At 65.7% G+C, this 19143-nt stretch carries 17 protein-coding genes and 1 tRNA gene; 3 read left to right on the plus strand and 15 right to left on the minus strand.

Features of this window, described 5'->3' with window-relative positions; translation table 11 throughout:
* Positions 1-396 precede the first annotated feature (396 nt).
* The 7 genes from pth to ACY65G_RS17685 form a co-directional block, all read right to left on the minus strand.
* Entirely contained in the window at positions 397-969 is a 573-nt protein-coding gene (gene pth / locus ACY65G_RS17655; protein WP_464998626.1) for an aminoacyl-tRNA hydrolase, read from the minus strand.
* 214 nt (positions 970-1183) lie between these two features.
* Positions 1184-1783 (minus strand): 50S ribosomal protein L25/general stress protein Ctc, encoded by a 600-nt coding sequence (locus ACY65G_RS17660; protein ID WP_464980341.1) that lies wholly within the window; start codon positions 1781-1783, stop codon positions 1184-1186.
* Between the two features lie 163 nt (positions 1784-1946).
* Positions 1947-2897 (minus strand): ribose-phosphate pyrophosphokinase, encoded by a 951-nt coding sequence (locus ACY65G_RS17665; RefSeq protein ID WP_464998627.1) that lies wholly within the window; start codon positions 2895-2897, stop codon positions 1947-1949.
* A 160-nt stretch (positions 2898-3057) separates the two neighbouring features.
* Positions 3058-3134, minus strand: a tRNA-Gln gene (locus ACY65G_RS17670).
* 95 nt (positions 3135-3229) lie between these two features.
* Positions 3230-4117: a 4-(cytidine 5'-diphospho)-2-C-methyl-D-erythritol kinase gene (gene ispE, locus ACY65G_RS17675; protein ID WP_464998628.1), complete on the minus strand. Its 888-nt coding sequence runs from the start codon at positions 4115-4117 to the stop codon at positions 3230-3232.
* Positions 4114-4728 carry an outer membrane lipoprotein LolB gene (locus tag ACY65G_RS17680; RefSeq protein WP_464998629.1) on the minus strand — a complete coding sequence of 205 codons (615 nt, stop codon included), beginning with the start codon at positions 4726-4728 and terminating at the stop codon, positions 4114-4116. Before ACY65G_RS17680 ends, ispE begins: the two co-directional genes overlap by 4 nt.
* A 7-nt stretch (positions 4729-4735) precedes the next feature.
* On the minus strand, positions 4736-6547 hold the full coding sequence (locus ACY65G_RS17685; protein ID WP_464998630.1) for a tetratricopeptide repeat protein: 1812 nt from the start codon (positions 6545-6547) through the stop codon (positions 4736-4738).
* 130 nt (positions 6548-6677) lie between these two features.
* Here ACY65G_RS17685 and mutM point away from each other — a divergent pair, with 130 nt between their 5' ends.
* Genes mutM through mutY form a run of 3 tightly spaced genes read left to right on the plus strand, consistent with a single transcriptional unit; the run spans position 6678 to position 10583 of the window.
* Positions 6678-7511, plus strand: a complete 834-nt coding sequence (gene mutM, locus ACY65G_RS17690; RefSeq protein WP_464998631.1) for a bifunctional DNA-formamidopyrimidine glycosylase/DNA-(apurinic or apyrimidinic site) lyase — start codon at positions 6678-6680, stop codon at positions 7509-7511.
* A 16-nt stretch (positions 7512-7527) separates the two neighbouring features.
* Positions 7528-9438 carry a dynamin family protein gene (locus ACY65G_RS17695; protein WP_464998632.1) on the plus strand — a complete coding sequence of 637 codons (1911 nt, stop codon included), beginning with the start codon at positions 7528-7530 and terminating at the stop codon, positions 9436-9438.
* The gene (gene mutY / locus ACY65G_RS17700; RefSeq protein ID WP_464998633.1) at positions 9435-10583 is read left to right on the plus strand and encodes an A/G-specific adenine glycosylase; all 1149 of its coding nucleotides are present in this window, start codon (positions 9435-9437) and stop codon (positions 10581-10583) included. Before ACY65G_RS17695 ends, mutY begins: the two co-directional genes overlap by 4 nt.
* An 18-nt stretch (positions 10584-10601) precedes the next feature.
* On the opposite strand, the gene ACY65G_RS17705 is transcribed toward mutY, so the two are convergent.
* From ACY65G_RS17705 to ACY65G_RS17740, 8 genes are all read right to left on the minus strand, one after another.
* Positions 10602-10907 (minus strand): ribonuclease HepT family protein, encoded by a 306-nt coding sequence (locus tag ACY65G_RS17705; protein ID WP_464998634.1) that lies wholly within the window; start codon positions 10905-10907, stop codon positions 10602-10604.
* A gap of 81 nt (positions 10908-10988) precedes the next feature.
* On the minus strand, positions 10989-12119 hold the full coding sequence (locus tag ACY65G_RS17710; protein WP_464998635.1) for a deoxyguanosinetriphosphate triphosphohydrolase: 1131 nt from the start codon (positions 12117-12119) through the stop codon (positions 10989-10991).
* 2 nt (positions 12120-12121) lie between these two features.
* Positions 12122-13741, minus strand: coding sequence for a bifunctional shikimate kinase/3-dehydroquinate synthase AroKB (gene aroKB, locus ACY65G_RS17715; protein WP_464998713.1), 1620 nt, complete (start codon positions 13739-13741; stop codon positions 12122-12124).
* A gap of 264 nt (positions 13742-14005) precedes the next feature.
* Positions 14006-16165, minus strand: coding sequence for a type IV pilus secretin PilQ (pilQ, locus tag ACY65G_RS17720; RefSeq protein WP_464998636.1), 2160 nt, complete (start codon positions 16163-16165; stop codon positions 14006-14008).
* Positions 16162-16692, minus strand: coding sequence for a pilus assembly protein PilP (locus ACY65G_RS17725; protein WP_464998637.1), 531 nt, complete (start codon positions 16690-16692; stop codon positions 16162-16164). The genes pilQ and ACY65G_RS17725 overlap by 4 nt, the downstream gene beginning before the upstream one ends.
* Positions 16693-16697: 5 nt before the next feature.
* A complete protein-coding gene (locus tag ACY65G_RS17730; RefSeq protein ID WP_464998638.1) occupies positions 16698-17351 on the minus strand; it encodes a type IV pilus inner membrane component PilO in 654 nt (217 codons plus the stop codon).
* A gap of 13 nt (positions 17352-17364) precedes the next feature.
* Positions 17365-17991: a PilN domain-containing protein gene (locus ACY65G_RS17735; RefSeq protein ID WP_464998639.1), complete on the minus strand. Its 627-nt coding sequence runs from the start codon at positions 17989-17991 to the stop codon at positions 17365-17367.
* A complete protein-coding gene (locus tag ACY65G_RS17740; protein WP_464998640.1) occupies positions 17991-19112 on the minus strand; it encodes a pilus assembly protein PilM in 1122 nt (373 codons plus the stop codon). The genes ACY65G_RS17735 and ACY65G_RS17740 overlap by 1 nt, the downstream gene beginning before the upstream one ends.
* Between the last annotated feature and the right edge of the window lie 31 nt (positions 19113-19143).

The following is a 19143-nucleotide window of genomic DNA, read 5'->3' on the forward strand; positions in this document are numbered from 1 at the left end:
AAAAAGGCAAAAACGGGCCCCCGCGGCGATGCGCGTGGCATTGCCGGATGATGGGCATCGCGCTCGGTGGCCGATACCTGCTGTCGGGGTTCTGGTTGCTGCCGGCGCGGGCCGGGATACTGGCTATCGCCCTTGCCGGTGGGTCTGCTCGCGCGGGCAGGCCTGGGTCGGGGCTGGAGGGAGGCTGGAACCGTGCGCCTGGCACGGCATTGCGCGAGATGGTGTGTTCATTTGCGCCTCCCTTTCGAGTGAGGGAATCTTAACGATGGTGCGCAGCACAATCCATCGTGCAGTTGTGCCGCTTTTGTCGCAAATGTGTACAGGTAATAACGTTATGCGATTTTTATTTCTGGAAATTTATGTCAGGCGCCAGGAAACATCAGCGGTGCCGGCCCATCAGCTGCTGTGCAGCTCCATCGTGGCCTGCGCCATCTTGCCGGCGACGGCGAGGGGAATGACGTCCAGGCTTTTCCGGATCGCTTCGTCGATCAGCAGCTGTTCCTCGCGGCGCGGCCGGTGCAGCACGAAGTCGGCCACGTTCTGCGTGAGGTTCAGCGTGCGCGGGTGGCCGATGCCGATGCGCAGGCGCCAGTAATCCTGCGTGCCGAGGGCGGCGGTGATGTCCTTCAGGCCGTTGTGGCCGCCGGACGAGCCGCCCTTCTTCAGCTTGGCCACGCCGGGCGGCAGGTCCAGTTCGTCATGCACGACGAGGATTTCGTCGGGATTGATCTTGAAGAAGCGCGCCAGGCCGCCGACCGACTGGCCGGAGCGGTTCATGTACGTCTGCGGTTCCAGCAGCCATACCTCGCTGCCGGCGATGGACGTCTTCTGCGCCAGCGCATTGAAGCGGCTCTCGCGCTGGAGCGGGCCGATGGCAAGGTTATCCACCAGCCAGAAGCCGGCGTTGTGGCGGGTTTGCTCGTATTCGGGGCCGGGGTTGCCGAGGCCGACGATCAGGCGGATGGTCATGGCGCGCTGGAGAGTAGATGGATTGGAAGGGCGGATTATCGCGGAGATGGCCCCGAAACGAAAGAGCATGGCAGCCAAGAAATCTTTCCTGAAAAATGGGGACGTACCCCATTTTTCAGGAAAGATTGCTTCAAAAATGGGGTACGTCCCCATTTTCTGGGAAATATTGGCGAAAAAAAACCCGCCGGAGCGGGTTTTTTCGATGCTGGAGAGATTACTTCTTCTCTTCGGTCGCAGCAGCGTCGGCGGACACTTGGCCGGCCGGTACCGATGCGGTAGCGATCGTCAGGTCGGAACCGTGGGTGATCAGCGTCACGCCTTCCGGCAGCGTCAGGTTCGATGCGTGCAGCGAGGTGCCGACGTCCATGTTCGTCAGGTCGACGGTGATGAACTCAGGCAGGTTGCCCGGCAGGCAGGACACTTCGATCTCGTTGGTCACGTGGCTGATGGTCGCGCCGTGCAGTTTCACTGCCGGGGAGATTTCAGCGTTTTCAAAGTGCAGGGTCACTTTGACGTGCACCGGCTGGTTTGCGTCGACGCGCTGGAAGTCAGCGTGCAGCACCAGTTGCTTGTATGCGTGCATCTGGAAGTCGCGCAGCAGCACTTTCTGTACTTTGCCGTCGATTTCCAGGTCCAGCACGGAACCGTGGAACGCTTCTTTCTTCAGCGCGTGGTACAGCGCATTGTGGTCCAGGGCGATCGTCACGGGGGCTTCGGCGCCGCCGTAGATGATGCCAGGGGTTTGGCCGGAAATACGCAGGCGGCGGCTCGCACCCGTGCCCTGCAGTTCGCGTTTGAATGCAACAACTTTCATTTGATACTCCAAAAGAGCCGGGATGAATCATCCCGTTGTTATGGAGCCTCCCGCGACCAGGAAGCTCCGGAAACCGGCGCCGATGAACCGCCGCCGGATAAAACTTTGGCGGCGCAGCCGAAAACCAGCTGCGCCGCCTCGAATCAGGTAAGTCGCCGGAAAATCAGTCGACGAACAGGGAGATCACGGAATCGCCCTTGATGATGCGCTTGAACGTCTCTGCCAGCAGCGGTGCGCAGGTCAGTTGACGGATCTTGCCGCATGCCTTGCCGGCGTCGGACAGCGGGATCGTGTCCGTCACCACCAGTTCGTCCAGCGACGAATTGGTGATGCGCTCGATCGCCGGGCCGGACAGCACCGGGTGCGTGCAATAGGCGATGACTTTCTTGGCGCCGCGCTCTTTCAGCACTTCGGCGGCTTTCACCAGCGTGCCGGCGGTGTCGACCATGTCGTCCATGATCACGCAGTTGCGGCCTTCCACGTCGCCGATGATGTTCATCACTTCGGACACGTTGGCTTTCGGGCGGCGCTTGTCGATGATCGCCAGGTCGCAGCCGAGGCGCTTGGCCAGCGCGCGGGCGCGCACCACGCCGCCGACGTCGGGCGACACCACCAGCAGGTCCTGGTGATCCTTCTTCTGCAGGTCGCCCAGCAGGATCGGGGAAGCGTAGATGTTATCGACGGGAATATCGAAGAAGCCCTGGATCTGGTCGGCGTGCAGGTCCATGATCAGGACGCGCTCGACACCGGCTTTTTCCAGCATGTTGGCCACGACCTTGGCCGAGATCGCAACGCGGGCGGAACGCGGGCGGCGATCCTGGCGTGCATAGCCGAAGTAAGGGATGGCGGCAGTGATGCGGCCAGCGGATGCGCGTTTCAGGGCATCGACCATCAGGATCAGTTCCATCAGGCTGTCGTTGGTCGGGGCGCAGGTCGACTGCAGCACGAACACGTCTTTACCGCGGACGTTTTCGTTGATTTCGACCATTACTTCGCCGTCCGAGAATTTCGAAACGACCGCTTTGCCGAGGGGGATGCCGAGATTTTTCGCGACCCCTTCTGCCAACGCAGGATTAGCGTTGCCGGTAAAAACCATCAGGTTTTCGTAAGCCATGGGAGTCCCAGGAAGGTAAGCTTGACTTGAAATACCACCGATATGAAGCAAAAATCGGCGTCGGAATAAAAAAGCCCCGGCTGAGCAGGGGCTTTTCTTGTTTTTCTAAGACTGTCAGGCTATTTACCCGCACTGCGCTTCGACAGACTTGAAGAATTGGTGGCAGGGGAACAAGGATTCGAACCTTGGTATGCCGGAATCAAAATCCGGTGCCTTAACCAGCTTGGCGATTCCCCTACGCTTGACTGACTGTGTTCCGTCAGATGGCGAGCATTATACTAGCAAAACGACGTAACACCAAATCTTTTTACGCTTCGCAACTTTCACACCGTTTAAAGTGCCAGCGGGTGATTGCGGAGCGCCTTTGCCTTCCACCCCTTCCAGGTAGATGGCGCTTGCCGCTTCAACGCGTCAAGCACCGCATCGGCCTGTTCTTCGCTGTGAAACGCGCAGAACACGCATGCACCGGAGCCAGTCATCCTGGCATCGCCGTAAGCCCCCAGCCATTCGACCGCCTCGGCTACCGGCGGGAACAAGCGGGTGGCCACTTGTTGCAAATCGTTTTTCCCAAACTGTCGCAGCTCACTGCTCTGAACCGCATAGTGCCTGGAAAAGTCCGAGATTATGACGGCGGCTGTGTTCCTTGTCAAATACTCCGACGTAAAAATGTGCGCAGTCGGCACCTGCACGCCCGGCTCGATGACGACATACCAGCAATCGGGCACGGCGACGGCCTGCAGCGCCTCGCCCACGCCTTCGGCAAACGCCGTTTCGCCGAAGATGAAGAAAGGGATATCGGCGCCCAGCGGCAGGCCCAGGTCCATCAGCGCCTGCTTCGACAGCCCCGCGCCCCACAGCCGGTTCAACGCCATCAGCGTGGTGGCGGCATCGGACGAGCCGCCACCCAGCCCGCCGCCCATCGGCAATATCTTGCGGAGCGCGATGTCGGCTCCGGGTGGCAGCGTGCCGGTGCGGCGCCGCACCTCTTCCTGCAGCAGCCGCGCGGCACGGATGACGAGGTCGCTTTCTTCCGGCACGCCGGGAATGTCGGTGACGCGGCGAACCTGCCCGTCGCCGCGCAGCGTGAAATCGAGCGTGTCGCAGCGGTCGACCAGCACGAACGCCGTCTGCAGCAGGTGGTAGCCGTCCGGGCGACGGCCCCTCACGTGCAGGAACAGGTTCAGCTTGGCGGGCGCCGGGCAGTTTTCCAGCCGGCTCATGGCGCGGCCGCCCCGTCGATCACGATGCGGATGTCGATGCTTTCGATAGCGCCGCCAGGGCCCCGGCTGGCATCGATGCGGCGCGGTTTCGGCGGCGTGACGCCCTCCTGCCACGACACGAATTCGAGTTCCCAGCCATCGCGCGTGGTGACTTTCGGCTGCGCCGGACTGGCCGCGACGCGCTTGCCGTCCGCCGCCACCGCATAGCCCTGCAGCCAGTCGCGCAGGCCGGACACGGGCAATGGCCAGCCCAGCACCTGTGCCGACAGCGTGTCGACATCGGCCGCGCTGCGCGGCGGATTGCTGCCTTCCTTCAGGGTGGCCTCGCCGGGCGTGACGGCGATCGTGGCGACCGTCTGCCCCAGCGGGTTGGCCAGTGTCACGTCGGTGCGCGCGGCCTGCTGGCGCCAGGTGAAATTGCCGGTCATCGATTCCTGCTTGCCATCGCGCACGTAATTGACGGATAGCCGGCCGTCGAGTGCCACCGTGTCGGCATACGGTGCCGCGGCGACCGTGGACAGCGGGGCTTGCGGGGCCGTGGCGCAGCCGGCCAGCAGGGTTGCCAGCGACGTGGCCAATGCGGCGGTGGTGAAGAAGTGTTTTATCGTCATGCGGTTCTTAGAGACTGGTGTTCAGGCGTGCCAGCGTATCGCGCAGCACATCGTTTTGGGGGTCCTTGGTACGCGCTTCGCGCCACAGCTTCTGCGCCTCGTCGCGCTTGCCGCGCTGCCACAGCACTTCGCCCAGGTGCACGGCGATCTCGGCATCGCTGCGCAGCGCATGGGCGCGGCGCAGCGTGGTTTCCGCTTCCTCGAGGCGCCCCATGCGGAACTGTACCCAACCCATCGAATCCATGATGTACGGATCGTTCGGCGCCATCTTCAGGGCCTTGTCGATCAGCGCATGGGCTTCGTCGAGGCGCACGTTGCGCTCGGCCAGCGAATAACCGAGCGCATTATAGGCATGGTGATTGTCCGGCACCGCCGCCATCACCTTGCGCAGCGCCGCTTCCATTTCCTCGTGCTTGTTTTGCTTTTCGGCGGCCAGCGCGAAGTCGTACAGCAGGTCGGGGCTGTCCGGGAAGCGCTGCACGGCATCGGCCAGCAGCGTGTAGGCTTCGGCGCCGCGGCCGGCATCGCGCAGCAGCTGGCCTTCCGTCTGGAGCACCTCGGCCTGCTCGGCGGGATCGACGGCGGCGATCTCGTGCAGCATCGTGCGGGCCCGTTCCAGCTCGCCCTTCTTCGCCGTCAGGTGCGCGCGCTTCAGGCGCGATGTCATGTACAGCCGCGGATCGTCGCTGCTTACCTTGTCCAGCCAGCCCAGCGCGCCATCGAAATCGCCCCGTTCCTCGGCGATCTGCGCCAGCAGCATGAGGCCTTTCGACGGATCGCGATCGGTTTCGTCGCTGTCGCCCAGCACGGCCACGAAACGGCGCAGGTAATCCTCGGCCGATTGCTGGTCGCCCGCCTGGATCGACATGATGCCCAGCGCATACAGGGTGCCGGGATTGTCCGGCTCATCCTTGAGCATGCGTGCGAACTGGACGCGCGCCGTGTCGTAGCGCTTCTGCTCCACCAGCAGGCGCGCGTAGGCGGCGCGCACCTCGCGGGCAGCCGGGTTCCGGTCCAGGAAGCCGGCAAACAGCTGGCCGGCCGCGTCGGCGTCGCCCAGCACCTGCGCCAGCGTCAGCACGGCCAGCTCGGAATCGGGCTTCAGTTCCAGTGCGCGTTTCGCCTCGGCCGTCGCCCGGTCGCGGTCCTCGGCCGCATATGCGGCCTGCGCCAGCACCAGGTGGCTTTCCATCATGGCGGCATAAGGCGCCAGCACCCGTTCCATCAGTGCGAACGCGGCGGCCTTGTCGTTTGCCCGCAGCAGGTATTGCTGCATCTGGAACATGACCAGGCCGCGCGCCTCGGCCGGCGCGGCGCCCAGGCGCTGCGCGAAGACCTTTTCCGACTCGGACAGGTCGTCGCCCAGCACGGAAAAGCCCAGGAAATACTGCACGGCTTCATCGGAATCGGGGGCCAGCTCGCGCCACAGGCGGATCGCGGCCAGGGCCTCGTTGCCCTGCTTGGCCGCCAGCGCCATTTCGGCCGAACGGCGCGCCAGCCGCGGATCGCGGGTCTGCTGCGCCAGCACCATCATCGACACATAGGCGCTTTGCCACTGCCCCCGCTTGAAATCGAGCTCGGCCTTCGTAAGTTTGTAGAACAGATCGCTGGTCAGTTCGACGGCGGGCAGCTTTTCCTCATGCTGCAAGGTGGCGGCGATGGCATCGGTACCCGGTTCACCGGATGGCGCCGCGGCCGCCGAGGGCAGCGCCGGCGTGGCGGCGGCTTCGCCATTGGCCTGTTTTTCTGGCGCAACAGCGCACGCGGACAGCAGGGCCGAGAGGGTTACAATGGCGAGTGCGTATTTCAAGGCATGCATCCAGGTCGGGTCAAACCCTGATTCTACGCCCAACCCATCGCCTGCGCGGCTTGCAGCTGTCATCCACGATGTCACCCGCAGTGCAACGCGCAAGTGTAACCAGGTTTCGCCGGATTCCCATTCGTTTCCTATGCCAGAACTACCCGAAGTCGAAGTCACCCGGCGCGGCGTCGCGCCCCACCTCGAAGGCCGTGCCGTGCGCGAAGTGGTGCTGCGCCGCGCCGGCCTGCGCTGGCCGTTTCCCGCCGCCCTGCCCCAGATCCTGGCCGACCGCACGGTGGCCACGACGGGACGCCGCGGCAAGTACCTGCTGGTGGAATTCGATCACGGCACGCTGATCATCCACCTGGGCATGAGCGGGCACCTGCGCGTGCTGCCGCCCGGCGTGCCGGCGCAGAAGCACGATCACTTCGACCTGGTGGTGGACGGCCCGCAGGGGCAGCAGGTGCTGCGCATGACGGACCCGCGCCGCTTCGGCGCCGTGCTGTGGCACCCGAAGGAGGAAGGCGAACTCGAGACGCACCTGCTGCTGCGCGGCCTGGGCGTGGAGCCGCTGGGCCCCGATTTCACCGGCGAACTGCTGTACCGGAAGACGCGCGGGCGCAGCGTGGCGGTGAAATCGGCCCTGCTGGCGGGCGATATCGTCGTCGGCGTCGGCAACATCTACTGTTCCGAAAGCCTGTTTCGCGCCGGGATCAACCCGAAGACGCCGGCCGGCCGCATCGGCCGCGCGCGCTACGACAAATTGGCGCAGGCGATCCGCGACGTGCTGGCCGAGGCGATCGTCCAGGGCGGCAGCACGCTGCGCGACTTCATCGCGGTGAATGGCCAGTCCGGCTATTTCCAGAACACGTATTTCGTGTACGACCGGGCCGGCCTGCCATGCCGCGTGTGCGGCGCGCCGATCCGGCAGGTCAAGCAGGGGCAGCGCTCCACGTTCTATTGCGTGAATTGCCAGAAATGAGGGAGCGACGACAGCCATGATGCGCGACCTCGAACAATACAGTGCCTGGCGCCAGGGCGTGGCGGCGGCGCTGCAGGCCTACCGCGATGGCGCGCAGGCGGCGGACCTGCTCGACGCCGCCACCGCCCAGCGCATCGCCCGCACGCTGGGGCGCCTGGCGGACGACAAGCTGTCGGTCGCGTTCGTGGCCGAATTCTCGCGCGGGAAGTCGGAGCTGATCAACGCGATCTTCTTTGCCGACTATGGGCAGCGCATCCTGCCATCCGCGGCCGGGCGCACCACGATGTGCCCGACCGAGCTGCTGTACGATCCGGCGCTGCCGGCCTCGATCCGCCTGCTGCCGATCGAAACGCGCGCCACCAACCTCTCCACCAGCGACTACCGCGACGACCCGCGCGCCTGGACGGTGCTGCCGCTGGACGTGGAATCGGCCGCCGCCATGCACGAGGCATTCCGCCAGGTGAGCGAGACCCGCGCCGTGCCGGTGGACGAAGCGCACCGCTATGGCCTGTACGACCCGGAAGATCCCGACCTCGCCGCCACCGTGAACGACGCGGGCATGGTGGACATCTCGCGCTGGCGCCATGCGATCATCAACTTCCCGCATCCGCTGCTCAAGCAGGGCCTGGTGATCCTCGACACGCCGGGCCTGAACGCGATCGGCACCGAGCCGGAACTGACGCTGAACCTGATCCCGCACGCGCACGCGGTGCTGTTCATCCTGGCGGCCGATACGGGCGTGACGAAAAGCGACATCGAAGTATGGCGCGAGCACATCGGCGCCGGCGCGGGCCGCATGGTGGTGCTGAACAAGATCGACGGCATGTGGGACCCGCTGCGTTCCGAGGCCGAAGTGGATGGCGAGATCGCCCGCCAGTGCGCGCACGCGGCGCAATTGCTCGCCGTCGACGAGCGCCAGGTATTTCCGGTCTCCGCGCACAAGGCGCTGGTGGCCAAGATCACGGGCGACACCGCGCTGGCCGGGCGCAGCCGCATCGGCCGGCTCGAGCAGGCGCTGTTCGAGGAACTGATCCCGGCGAAGAAGGACATCGTGCGCAAGCGCCTGGCCGAGGACCTGGGCGCGCTCAATGGCGCGCAGGGCGCCATGCTGGCGGCAAGGCAGCGCGGCATCGCCGAACAGCTGCATGAGCTGAACAGCCTGCGCGGCAAGAACCAGAACGTGATCGCCCACATGATGCGCCGCGTCGAGGCCGAGAAAAAGGAATTCGACGCCAGCCTGTTCCGCATGCAGGCGGCGCGCACCGCGTTCACGCGCCTGTCGACGGAACTGTACGGCACGCTGGGCATGGACGTGCTGCGCGACCACGTGCTGCACGTGCGCGAGGCGATGGCGCGCAGCCACTGGTCGGCCGGCCTGCGCGAGGCGGTGCGCATCTTCTTCGACAGCGTGCAGGCGGAGCTGGAGGAATCGGACCGCAAGGCCGTCGAGATCCGCACGATGATGGACGCCGTGTACCGCCAGTTCGCCGCCGAGCATGGCGTGGCGCTGCCGCCGCCGCCGCCGTTCGGGCTGGCGAAATACCGCGCGCAGGTATCGGATATCGAAGCGATCTACCAGAAGCAGTTCGGAACCGCGGCGCTGCTGACCACCAGCCGCACCGTGCTGATGGAGCGCTTCTTCGACACGATCGCGTCGCAGGTCAAGCGCTGCTTCAAGGCGGCCAACGCGGAGTGCGAGAGCTGGCTGAAGGTGATCATGGCGCCGCTGGAGGCGCAGATCCGCCAGCACCGCGAACAGTTGAAGGGCCGGCAGGCATCGATCGGGCGCATCCACGATGCCGCCGACACGCTGGAACAGAAGATCGAGGCATTCGCGCGCATGCAGGCCGCGCTCGAACAGCAGAAGGAACGGCTGGCGGCGCTGGCCGGGGCGATCGAGCTCGCCATCGATACCGAACTTGCATGACCCATGCCGTACCTCCGCCGCAAACCACAAGGACGATTTTGCAGTACGAAGACCCCACTTTTTCCGCCGCGCTGATCGCGTGGCAGCAGCAGCACGGGCGCCACACGCTGCCCTGGCAAAATACCCGCGATGCCTACCGCATCTGGCTTTCCGAGATCATGCTGCAGCAGACGCAGGTGGCCGCGGTGCTCGGTTATTACGCGCGCTTCCTGGAGCGTTTCCCCACCGTGCACGACCTGGCCGCCGCGCCCGTCGAGGACGTGATGGCGCAATGGAGCGGCCTCGGCTACTACACGCGTGCCCGCAACCTGCACAAGTGCGCGCAGCGCGTGGTGGCCGAATACGGCGGCGTGTTCCCGGCCGATCCGGCCCTGCTCGCCGAGCTGCCCGGCATCGGCCGCTCGACGGCCGCGGCGATCGCCGCGTTCTCGGGCGGCGCGCGGGCGGCGATCATGGACGGCAACGTGAAACGCGTGTTCGCGCGTGTGTTCGGCATCGATACCTTCCCCGGCGAACGCCGCACGGAAGAAGCGATGTGGCGCCGTGCCGAAGCCCTGCTGCCCGCACAGGGCATCGAATCCTATACGCAGGGATTGATGGACATGGGCGCCACGCTGTGCACCCGCAGCAGCCCGGATTGCGCGCGCTGCCCGATGGCGGCGCGCTGCGTGGCCTTCGCCACCGGCCGCACGAAGGAGCTGCCGGTGCGCAAGCCGAAGAAGGCGACGCCGGAAAAGCATGCGACCATGCTGCTCGTCGTGCACGGCGGCCAGGTGCTGCTGGAGCAGCGCCCCGGCGCCGGCATCTGGGGTGGCCTGCTGTCGCTTCCCGAGGTGGACGGCCACGTGGCGGCGGACGATGAAGGCTATCCGCAAATCGACGAGGACGCGGTGGCGCAGGCGCTGCTGCCGTTCGGCGTGCCCGAATCGCAGGAACGCCTGAACACCGTCACCCACGGCTTTACCCACTACAAGCTGCACATCGCGCCCGTACTCGTCACGCTGGCGCAGCGTGCGCCGCTGGCGGCCGATGGCCGCTACGTGTGGCTGGACGTGGGCAAGGTTGCGGAGGCGGCGCTGCCGGCGCCGGTGAAGAAACTGCTGGTGGAATTGCTGGGAGCGACTGCGCAGGCGCGGATGTTCTGACGGTGCGCCGCAGGCGCGCTACATGAGCTTGCCGATCGAAAAGACCAGCGCGACGAGGGCGACGGACGTGCCGAAATACCAGCGGACCAGCCGGTTCTCGATGCCCGCCATGCCGCTTTCAATGCGCGACAGGCGATCCTGGACGCGCGACTCCAACTTGACGAGGTCTTCCTTCGTGGCATAGTTCGAACCGATCACGGCCACGTCGCGCTCCACGGCGGCAAAGCGGCGTTCGCTGCCGTTCGATGCGCAGTTCGCCGATGCCCCACGTTGTGCTGTCGACGGGGAAACGTTGCCGGCTTCGTCCATGACGGGTTCGTTCATGATGATTCCTCCCTTGTGCTTCCCAGCGTTGTCTATCTGCCGGCAAAGGTCAAGCAGATCAGCACTCGAGGCCGATAAGAATCACAGTTCTTCCAGGGAATACAGGTTCCGGTGCACATGGATCGCATAGCGGTCCGTCATGCCCGCGATGTAGTCGGCAATGCGTCGTGCCTGCCTGGTAGCATCGCCTGAAGGTTCGCGGTAATCCGGCGGCAGCAGTTGCGGGTCGGCCGTGAACGCGTCGTAGAGTTCGCGCACCATGCGGCTGGCCTTCAGGCGCATCCGGTTCACCTTGTAGTGGCGGTACAGATTCTCGCGCAGGAAGCGCTTCAGTTCGGTCGCGTCCCGGCGCATGGGGTCCGAAAAGCGGATCAGCGGCGGCGCCGCGCGCACGTCGTCGATGCTTTGCGGGTGCGCTTCGGCGATGCGTTCCAGCGAGGTGACGATCAGGTCGTCCGCGAGCGCCGTGATCAGGCGGCGCAGCGTTTCGTAGATGGCGCGGCGCCCCGTCAGGCCCGGGTACTTGTTCTGCACCTCGCGCCACAGGCGGGCAAAGAAATCCACCTGCTCCAGCTGGGCGATCGTGATCAGGCCGGAGCGCAGGCCATCGTCGATGTCGTGGCTGTTGTAGGCGATTTCGTCGGCCAGATTGGTGAGCTGGGCTTCCAGCGAGGGCTGCGTCTTGTCGAGGAAGCGTTGCGCCACCTCGCCCAGCTGGCGGGCGTTGTTGACGGAGCAGTGCTTGAGGATGCCTTCGCGCGTCTCGAACATCAGATTCAGGCCGTCGAATGCGCCGTACTGTTCCTCGAGGTGGTCGACCACGCGCAGGCTTTGCAGGTTGTGCTCGAAGCCGCCGTGGTCCTTCATGCAGTCGTTCAGCACATCCTGCCCCACGTGGCCGAACGGCGTGTGGCCCAGGTCGTGCGCCAGCGCGATCGCTTCCACCAGGTCTTCGTTCAGCCGCAGGTTGCGCGCCAGCGAGCGCCCCACCTGCGCCACTTCCAGGCTGTGCGTGAGGCGCGTGCGGAACAGGTCGCCCTCGTGGTTCAGGAATACCTGCGTCTTGTATTCGAGCCGGCGGAAGGCCGTGCAGTGGATGATGCGGTCGCGGTCGCGCTGGAACTGGCTGCGCGAGGCGTGCGCGGTTTCGGCATAGCGGCGCCCGCGCCCCTTGTCCGAATGCGCGGCGTAGGGAGCGAGCGCTTCTTCCATGCTTACTCCACGCAGGCGGCCAGCGTGGCCAGCAACGCCTCTTCCGGCACGTTGGTCACGATGGCCGTGCCCAGCGGCTTGATGAGGATGAACTTGATGGCGCCGCCTTCGTTCTTCTTGTCGACTTCCATCAGCTCCAGCCAGCGGGCGGTGCCCAGGTCCGGCGCCTTGACCGGCAGGCCGGCCGCGGCGACGACGCTGCGGATGCGTTCCAGCGTGGCCGCGTCGATGTAGCCCAGGCGGTGCGACAGGTCGGCCGCCATCACCATGCCGCAGCCGACGGCTTCGCCATGCAGCCAGGCGCCATAGCCCATGCCCGCCTCGATCGCGTGGCCGAACGTGTGGCCGAAGTTCAGGATCGCCCGCAGGCCGCCTTCGCGCTCGTCCTGCCGCACCACGTCGGCCTTGATCTCGCACGAGCGGGCGATGGCATAGGCCAGCGCGGCGCGGTCGCGCGCCACCAGCTTGTCGATATTGGCTTCGATCCAGTCGAAGAACGGCTCGTCGATGATGGGGCCGTACTTGATCACCTCGGCCAGGCCGGCCGCCAGCTCGCGCTGCGGCAGGGTCTCCAGCGTGGTGGTATCGGCCAGCACCACCTTCGGCTGGTAGAACGCACCGATCATGTTCTTGCCGAGCGGGTGGTTGATGCCGGTCTTGCCGCCGACGGACGAATCGACCTGCGACAGCAGCGTGGTGGGCACCTGGATGAAGTCCACGCCGCGCATGTAGGAGGCGGCGGCAAAGCCGGTCAGGTCGCCGATCACGCCGCCGCCCAGCGCCACCAGCGTGGTCTTGCGGTCGCACTTGTGGGCCAGCAGCGCATCGAAGATCTGCATCAGGCTGGACCAGTTCTTGAATTCCTCGCCGTCTTCCAGCACCACGGAAATCACGTCCTTGCCGGCCGCCGCCAGCGGCGCGGCCAGGCGCTCCAGGTACAGCGGCGCGACGGTGGTGTTGGTGACGATCGCCACCTTGCGGCCGCCCACGTGGCGCACCAGCATGGCGGCGTCGTCGAGCACCGCCGGGCCGATCGAGATCGGGTAGCTGCGCTCGCCGAGGTCCACGGTCAGGAGGATGTTGGTCTGTTCGTTCATGGAGGATTGTGCCTGCGTCATACAGTTCGGGGCATCCTGGCAAGCCAGGGCGTCCAGCTGGTTGAGGATGATCTGGACCATCGATTGTACGTTAGGTCGGCCCGTGTCGACGACGAGGCGCGCCATCTCCAGGTACAGCGGTTCGCGCTGGGCCATCAATTCCTCGAGTTTCCTGCGCGGATCGGCGGTCTGGAGCAGCGGCCGGTTCTTGTCGTGGCCCGTGCGGGCAAGGATGCTGGTGATGCTGGCGCGCAGGTAGATGACGGTGCCGCGCTCCTGCAGCAGGGCGCGCGATTCCGGATCGAGGATGGCGCCGCCGCCGGTGGCCAGCACGATGCCTTCCTGGCCGCACAGGTCGCGGATCACTTCCGCTTCGCGGCGCCGGAAGCTCGCTTCCCCCTCGATCTCGAAGATCCACGGGATCGTGGCGCCGGTGCGCTCCTCGATCTCGTGATCGGAATCGACGAAGCGCATGCCCAGTTTGCGGGCGAGCAGGCGACCGATCGTCGTCTTGCCCGCCCCCATCAGTCCTACCAAAAAAACGTTTTGCATCGCGGATCAGATAAGTACATTTCGTACCATTGTAATCCGAGTGGCAAGATTAGCGGCCCGCTCTGGTGTCGGACATTTTTCCGGACGCCTCGTCCGGAAAAGTGTCCGACACCGGTTTCCGCTCAGAATATCGGCGACATCATGCGAATACCGGTGTCGGACACCGTTTCCCCTGCGGGGAAAGGGTGTCCGACACCAGGCACTCATCCTGTACTGGTGCCGGACCGCAGCGAGGGATCAGCGGGCGGAAAGCTTGTCGGCCACGATCTTCGGCGTGATAAAGATGAGCAGTTCGGTTTTTTCGCTCGTGCGGCTGCTGGTCTTGAACAGGTTGCCCAGCACGGGCACGTCGCCCAGCAGCGGCACTTTCGAGACCGAATTGCGCTCGGTCTGCTGGTAGATGCCGCCCAGCACGACGGTGCCGCCGTTTTCCACCATCACCTGCGTCTTCACGTGCTTGGTGTCGATCGCGAAGCCGGCGCGGGTTTCGGCGCCCACGCTGTCCTTGTTGACGTCGACGTCGATGACCACGTTGCCGTCCGGCGTGATCTGCGGGATCACTTCGAGGCGCAGGTTGGCCTTGCGGAACACGATCGACGTCGCGCCGCTGCTGGTCGCCACCTGGTACGGCAGCTCGAGGCCCTGCTCGATCGTGGCCACCGACTTGTCGGCCGTGACCACGCGCGGGCTGGAAATGATCTTGCCCGTGCCATCGGCCTCCAGAGCCGACAGTTCCAGGTTCAGGAAGCGGTTGGCCGCCGAGTTGAACAGGCTTACCGCCAGGCTGCCCGCCGCCACGCCGTTGATCGGCGCCGCCGGCAGGTTGATGAACTGGCTGTTGGTGAAGTCGTTGCCCGCATCGGCCGTCCCCACCTGGCCGGTCGACCGGCCGACCGCCGCCATGTTGCCGCCGACGATGGCGTGGTTGCCGCCCGCCGTGCCCTTGAAGTCGGCAAAGCCCAGCTTGGCGCCCAGGTTGCGCGTGAAGCCGTCGTTGGCTTCGACGATACGGGCCTCGATCAGCACCTGCTTCGTGGCGATGTCGGTCTTGGAAATCAGCTTGCGCACCTCATCCAGCCGGGACGGGATGTCGGTCACGAACAGCTGGTTGGTGCGCGGCTCGATGATCGCGCTGCCGCGGCGCGACAGGATGCGGTTCTTCGCATCGCCGGCGCCATCCAGGCCGAACACCAGCTTGAACGATTCCGCCTTCTGGTAGTTGAGCTGGAAGATTTCCGACTTCAGCGGTTCGAGGTCGGCGATCTGCGCACGCTGCTCCAGTTCCAGTTTTTCCTTCGTGAGCAGCTCTTCCTTCGGCGCGATCCAGACCACATTGCCGTTCTTGCGCATGTCCAGGCCCTTGGCCTGCAGGATCACGTCCAGCGCCTGGTCCCATGGCACTTCCTTCAGGTGCAGCGTGAGGCTGCCCGTCACGCTGTCGGACGACACGATATTGAGCCCCGACATGTCGGCCACCGCCTGCAGCGCGGCGCGCACTTCGATGTTCTGGAAATTGAACGACACCTTCTCGCCGCGGTAGCCCTGGGTGCCCTGCATCAGGCGGTTCGGGTCTTCCTTGATCGGCTTCACTTCGATCACCAGCTGCGTCTCGCCCTGGTACACGTTCTGCTCCCACAGGCCGGCCGCTTCGACATGCAGCCGCACGTTGTCGCCCTGCGGCGCCGCGGTCACGCGCGTGACCGGCGTGCCGAAATCGGTCACGTCCAGCCGGCGGCGCAGCGTTTCGGGCAGGGCCGTCTTCAGGAAGTCGACGGTCACGCCCTTCGGACCCTGCTTCACGTCGACGGCCACGGCGTTGTTCGGCAGGTCGACGACGATGCGCCCTTCGCCCCCGGTACCGCGGCGGAAATCGACCGCCCGCAATGCCGGCCTGGCGGCCGCCTTTGCCGGGACCGCCGGGGCCACGGGAACGACAGGGGCTGCGGCAGGGGCAGCAGGTACGCCGCGCGCATCGAGCGCGGTGGCGACGCCGCCCGAGCCTTCGATCGTCAGGATCACGTTGCGGCCATCGACGACCGTCGCGTAATTGAGCGCGCGCTTCAGGTTGAACACGAGCCGCGAGCGGTCGCCCGCCTGCACCGCGTTCACGCTGCGCAGGTCGCCCAGCTCGATGTCCTGCGCCGTCTTGCCGGTGGCATTGCCGGTCTTGCCGAAATCGAGCGCGATGCGCGGCGGATTCACGGTGGCGAAACCGGCCGGCGCCGCATCCGGGGCGTGCTCGAGCGCGATCTTCACGATCACGTTCGTGCCCTGCCGGCTGGCGGTCACCGATTCGATCGCATTGGCCGCCTGCGCGCGGGCAAGCCCGCTGGCGCATGCGCAGGCCAAGGCGAGTGCCAGCGCCGACAGGCGGCGCACGGTAGTCATGGCGATCATTGGGTATTCTCCTTGCTTTCCTGCAGTTCCAGCGTGGCGGGGCGCTCGACCCATTCGCCGCTCGCATCCTGTACCGTTTCGTTCACGTTGACGGCGTTTTCCGTCACCGACGTCACGAGACCGAAGTTCTGGCCCAGGCGTTGCCCGGCCTGCACCTGGTAGACGGAGCGGTCGATCTGCAGCAGGGCCACGACGGTGCGGCCCTTCTTCAGCATGCCCACCATCCGCATCGTGTCGAGGGGGAAGCCCTCGAGGAATTCCTTGCGCCGGTTCGTGTCCGGCGCCACGCCGGTGCCGGGGCGCGCGGCGGCGCGGTCGGTCAGCAGCTTGTTCGGGTTGAATGGATCCGGCTCGCCGGTCGACGCGTACGCGAACGGCACGAATGTCTTCGGTTCGGCCAGCGGCTTGACGGCCACGCGCGTGGTCGCGTCCACTTCCTTCATCCACTGGCGCACTTCCTGTTCGTCGCGGTCGCCGCATCCGCTCAGCAGCGAGGCCAGCGATGCGGTCAGCAGCATGGTGGTCATCCGCTTCATTTCCTTGCGCCCTTCTTCTTGTCGGCCGCCGCCTTCTTCTTCTGCGCGGCGATCTCTTCCCCGTCGAGGTAGCGGAAGGTCTTGGCGACGGCGTTCAGCGTCAGCGCGCCATCCTTGTTCGTCACCAGTTCCAGGTTGTTCAGCGTGACGATGCGGGGCAGGTTCGCCATGTCGCCCGCGAACGCGCCGATGTCGTGATAGTTGCCGGTCACCTTGACGTCGATCGGCAGCTCCGCGTAATAGTCGCGGGCCACGACCTGGCCCGGCTTGAAGAGCTCGAACTGCAGGCCGCGGCCCACGCCTGCCTGGTTGATGTCCGACAGCAGCGCGGCCATCTCGGCCTTGCTGGGCAGTTGCTTTTCCAGCCGCACCACGTAGCGGTCGACCTGCGCCTTCTGCGCCGTCAGCGCATCGAGGTTGATCGCCTGCGCCGTCTTCATGCTGTATTGCTCGCGCAGCTGCAGCTCCTGCGCGGCCCCCGCCTCCTGCTCTTCGAACTGGCCGCTCCAGTAGCCGAAGTAACCCAGCACCATCATGCCGAGCGCCACGCCGATGCCGCACAGGATGCGCGGCGCCAGTGGCCACTGGCCGGGGTGCATGCCATTCAGGCCCTGGAACTGGGCGCCGAGCGAGCCTGCCAATCGTTTCATTTCAACCGCCATGTCAGCCTGCCTTCGCGGCGGCCGGCGTGCCGGCCTTGCCATCGTCTTCGCGGCTTTCGCCGTCCTTGTCGCGCGGCCGCTTGATATTGACCACGAGCGAGAATTCCACGACCTTGCGCGGGTTTTTCGCCTGGCCGATCGTGCCCGCCTTCACTTCGATCAGGTCGGGGCGTTCCAGCCATGGCGAGGCGCTGGACAGGTTGCGCAGCAATTCGGACACGCGTTCCTGCGACTGCGCATAGCCGTCGATGGCCACGCGCTGCCCGTCCTGCCGGAAGCCTTTCAGGTACACGCCTTGCGGCGTTTGACGCACCAGCTCGTCGAGCAGGTAGACCGGCTGGTTGCGGTCGCCCTGCAGGTCTTCCACTGCCTGCTGGCGCGCCTTCAGCGCGTTGATCTCCTGCTTGAGCGTGGCGATGCGGGCAATCTTCACGTCCAGCGCGGCGATCGCCGTCTGCAGTACGGCATTGCGCTGCTCCTGCACGGCAATGGCGCGTGCGTTGTAGCCGCCGACCAGCAGCACGATGCCGATGCCGGCCAGCGCGGACAGCACCATCAGGGCCAGGAACGCGGCCTTGCGCTGCTTGCGCTTTTCCTCGCGGTGCGGCAGCAGGTTGATGCGTACCATCAGTCGAACCTCCTCAATGCCAGGCCGCAGGCGACCAGGTAGGCCGGCCCGTCGGTGCGCAGTTGCTGGTCGCGCACGGTGGACGCGAGCGCCATGCCCTGGAACGGCGAGATCACCGTGCTCGCGATGCGGGTGCGCCCCGCCACGATCTCCGGCAGGCCGGGCAGCATCGCGCAGCCGCCGGCCAGGAAGATCCGGTCGATCCTGGTGTAGGGCGTGGAGGTGAAGAAGAACTGGATGGCCCGCGTGACTTCCAGCGCGGCCGATTCCAGGAAGGGTTGCAGCACGTCGGTCGCATAGTTCGGCGGCAGATCGCCTGCCGGCGTGTTCGTTGCCTGGCCGGCCGCCTGCGAACTCCATGACTTCTTGCGTGCTTCCGCTTCCTCGAATGCCAGGCCATAGGCGCGCACGATGTCCTGCGTCAGCGAATTGCCGCCGAACGGTTTCTCGCTTTCCCAGACCGTGACGCCATCGACCAGGATCGAGACATGCGTCGTCGACGCGCCGAGCTGGAACAGCGCGATCACCTGCCCCGGGGCCGCACCGGGCACCTGCGCCGCCACGCGCGTTACCGCCGCGCGCGCGGCATACGATTCGATATCCATCACCGATGCCTTCAGGCCGGATGCCTCGGCCACGGCGACGCGGTCCTCGATCTTTTCGCGGCGTGCGGCGGCCAGCATGACTTCGATATCGTCCTGCGAGCTCGCGACGGGGCCGATGACGTCGAAGTCCAGGCTCACGTCGTCGAGCGCGAAGGGGATGTACTGGCTGGCCTCGGATTCGACCTGCACCTCGAGCTGTTCCTCGGACAGGCCGGCGGGCAGCACGATCTTTTTCGTGATGACGGCAGCCGGCGGCATGCCCAGCGCAACGTGACGCGCGCGGGTACCGCTCTTTTTCAGCAGGCGGCGCACCGCGTCCACCACCTGGTCCAGGTTTTCGATGTTGCCGTCGGCAACCGCACCGCGCGGCAGCGATTCCACCGCGCAGCGTTCGACACGAAGGCCTTCCTTGCCGGCATTGCTCAGTTCGACCAGACGCACGCCGGAACTGCTGATGTCGAGGCCGACGAGCGGCGGCGCGGCACCGCCGAACAAGGTCTTCCAGTCTGGCATCATCGATGGGTTCCCGGCCCGGTGCAGTATGAGA

This window comes from Pseudoduganella sp. jia 12, from assembly GCF_055502675.1.

What these genes read in the sequence shown, in the direction of transcription:
- ACY65G_RS17710 (WP_464998635.1), bottom strand. Translation starts at nt 12,119, where the DNA reads ATGGAAGAAGCGCTCGCTCCCTACGCCGCGCATTCGGACAAGGGGCGC.
- ispE (WP_464998628.1), bottom strand. Translation starts at nt 4,117, where the DNA reads ATGAGCCGGCTGGAAAACTGCCCGGCGCCCGCCAAGCTGAACCTGTTC.
- ACY65G_RS17740 (WP_464998640.1), bottom strand. Translation starts at nt 19,112, where the DNA reads ATGATGCCAGACTGGAAGACCTTGTTCGGCGGTGCCGCGCCGCCGCTC.
- ACY65G_RS17660 (WP_464980341.1), bottom strand. Translation starts at nt 1,783, where the DNA reads ATGAAAGTTGTTGCATTCAAACGCGAACTGCAGGGCACGGGTGCGAGC.
- aroKB (WP_464998713.1), bottom strand. Translation starts at nt 13,741, where the DNA reads ATGGGGGCGGGCAAGACGACGATCGGTCGCCTGCTCGCCCGCAAACTG.
- ACY65G_RS17730 (WP_464998638.1), bottom strand. Translation starts at nt 17,351, where the DNA reads ATGAAACGATTGGCAGGCTCGCTCGGCGCCCAGTTCCAGGGCCTGAAT.
- mutM (WP_464998631.1), top strand. Translation starts at nt 6,678, where the DNA reads ATGCCAGAACTACCCGAAGTCGAAGTCACCCGGCGCGGCGTCGCGCCC.
- pilQ (WP_464998636.1), bottom strand. Translation starts at nt 16,165, where the DNA reads ATGATCGCCATGACTACCGTGCGCCGCCTGTCGGCGCTGGCACTCGCC.
- pth (WP_464998626.1), bottom strand. Translation starts at nt 969, where the DNA reads ATGACCATCCGCCTGATCGTCGGCCTCGGCAACCCCGGCCCCGAATAC.
- mutY (WP_464998633.1), top strand. Translation starts at nt 9,435, where the DNA reads ATGACCCATGCCGTACCTCCGCCGCAAACCACAAGGACGATTTTGCAG.
- ACY65G_RS17665 (WP_464998627.1), bottom strand. Translation starts at nt 2,897, where the DNA reads ATGGCTTACGAAAACCTGATGGTTTTTACCGGCAACGCTAATCCTGCG.
- ACY65G_RS17705 (WP_464998634.1), bottom strand. Translation starts at nt 10,907, where the DNA reads ATGAACGAACCCGTCATGGACGAAGCCGGCAACGTTTCCCCGTCGACA.
- ACY65G_RS17685 (WP_464998630.1), bottom strand. Translation starts at nt 6,547, where the DNA reads ATGCATGCCTTGAAATACGCACTCGCCATTGTAACCCTCTCGGCCCTG.
- ACY65G_RS17695 (WP_464998632.1), top strand. Translation starts at nt 7,528, where the DNA reads ATGATGCGCGACCTCGAACAATACAGTGCCTGGCGCCAGGGCGTGGCG.
- ACY65G_RS17680 (WP_464998629.1), bottom strand. Translation starts at nt 4,728, where the DNA reads ATGACGATAAAACACTTCTTCACCACCGCCGCATTGGCCACGTCGCTG.
- ACY65G_RS17735 (WP_464998639.1), bottom strand. Translation starts at nt 17,991, where the DNA reads ATGGTACGCATCAACCTGCTGCCGCACCGCGAGGAAAAGCGCAAGCAG.
- ACY65G_RS17725 (WP_464998637.1), bottom strand. Translation starts at nt 16,692, where the DNA reads ATGACCACCATGCTGCTGACCGCATCGCTGGCCTCGCTGCTGAGCGGA.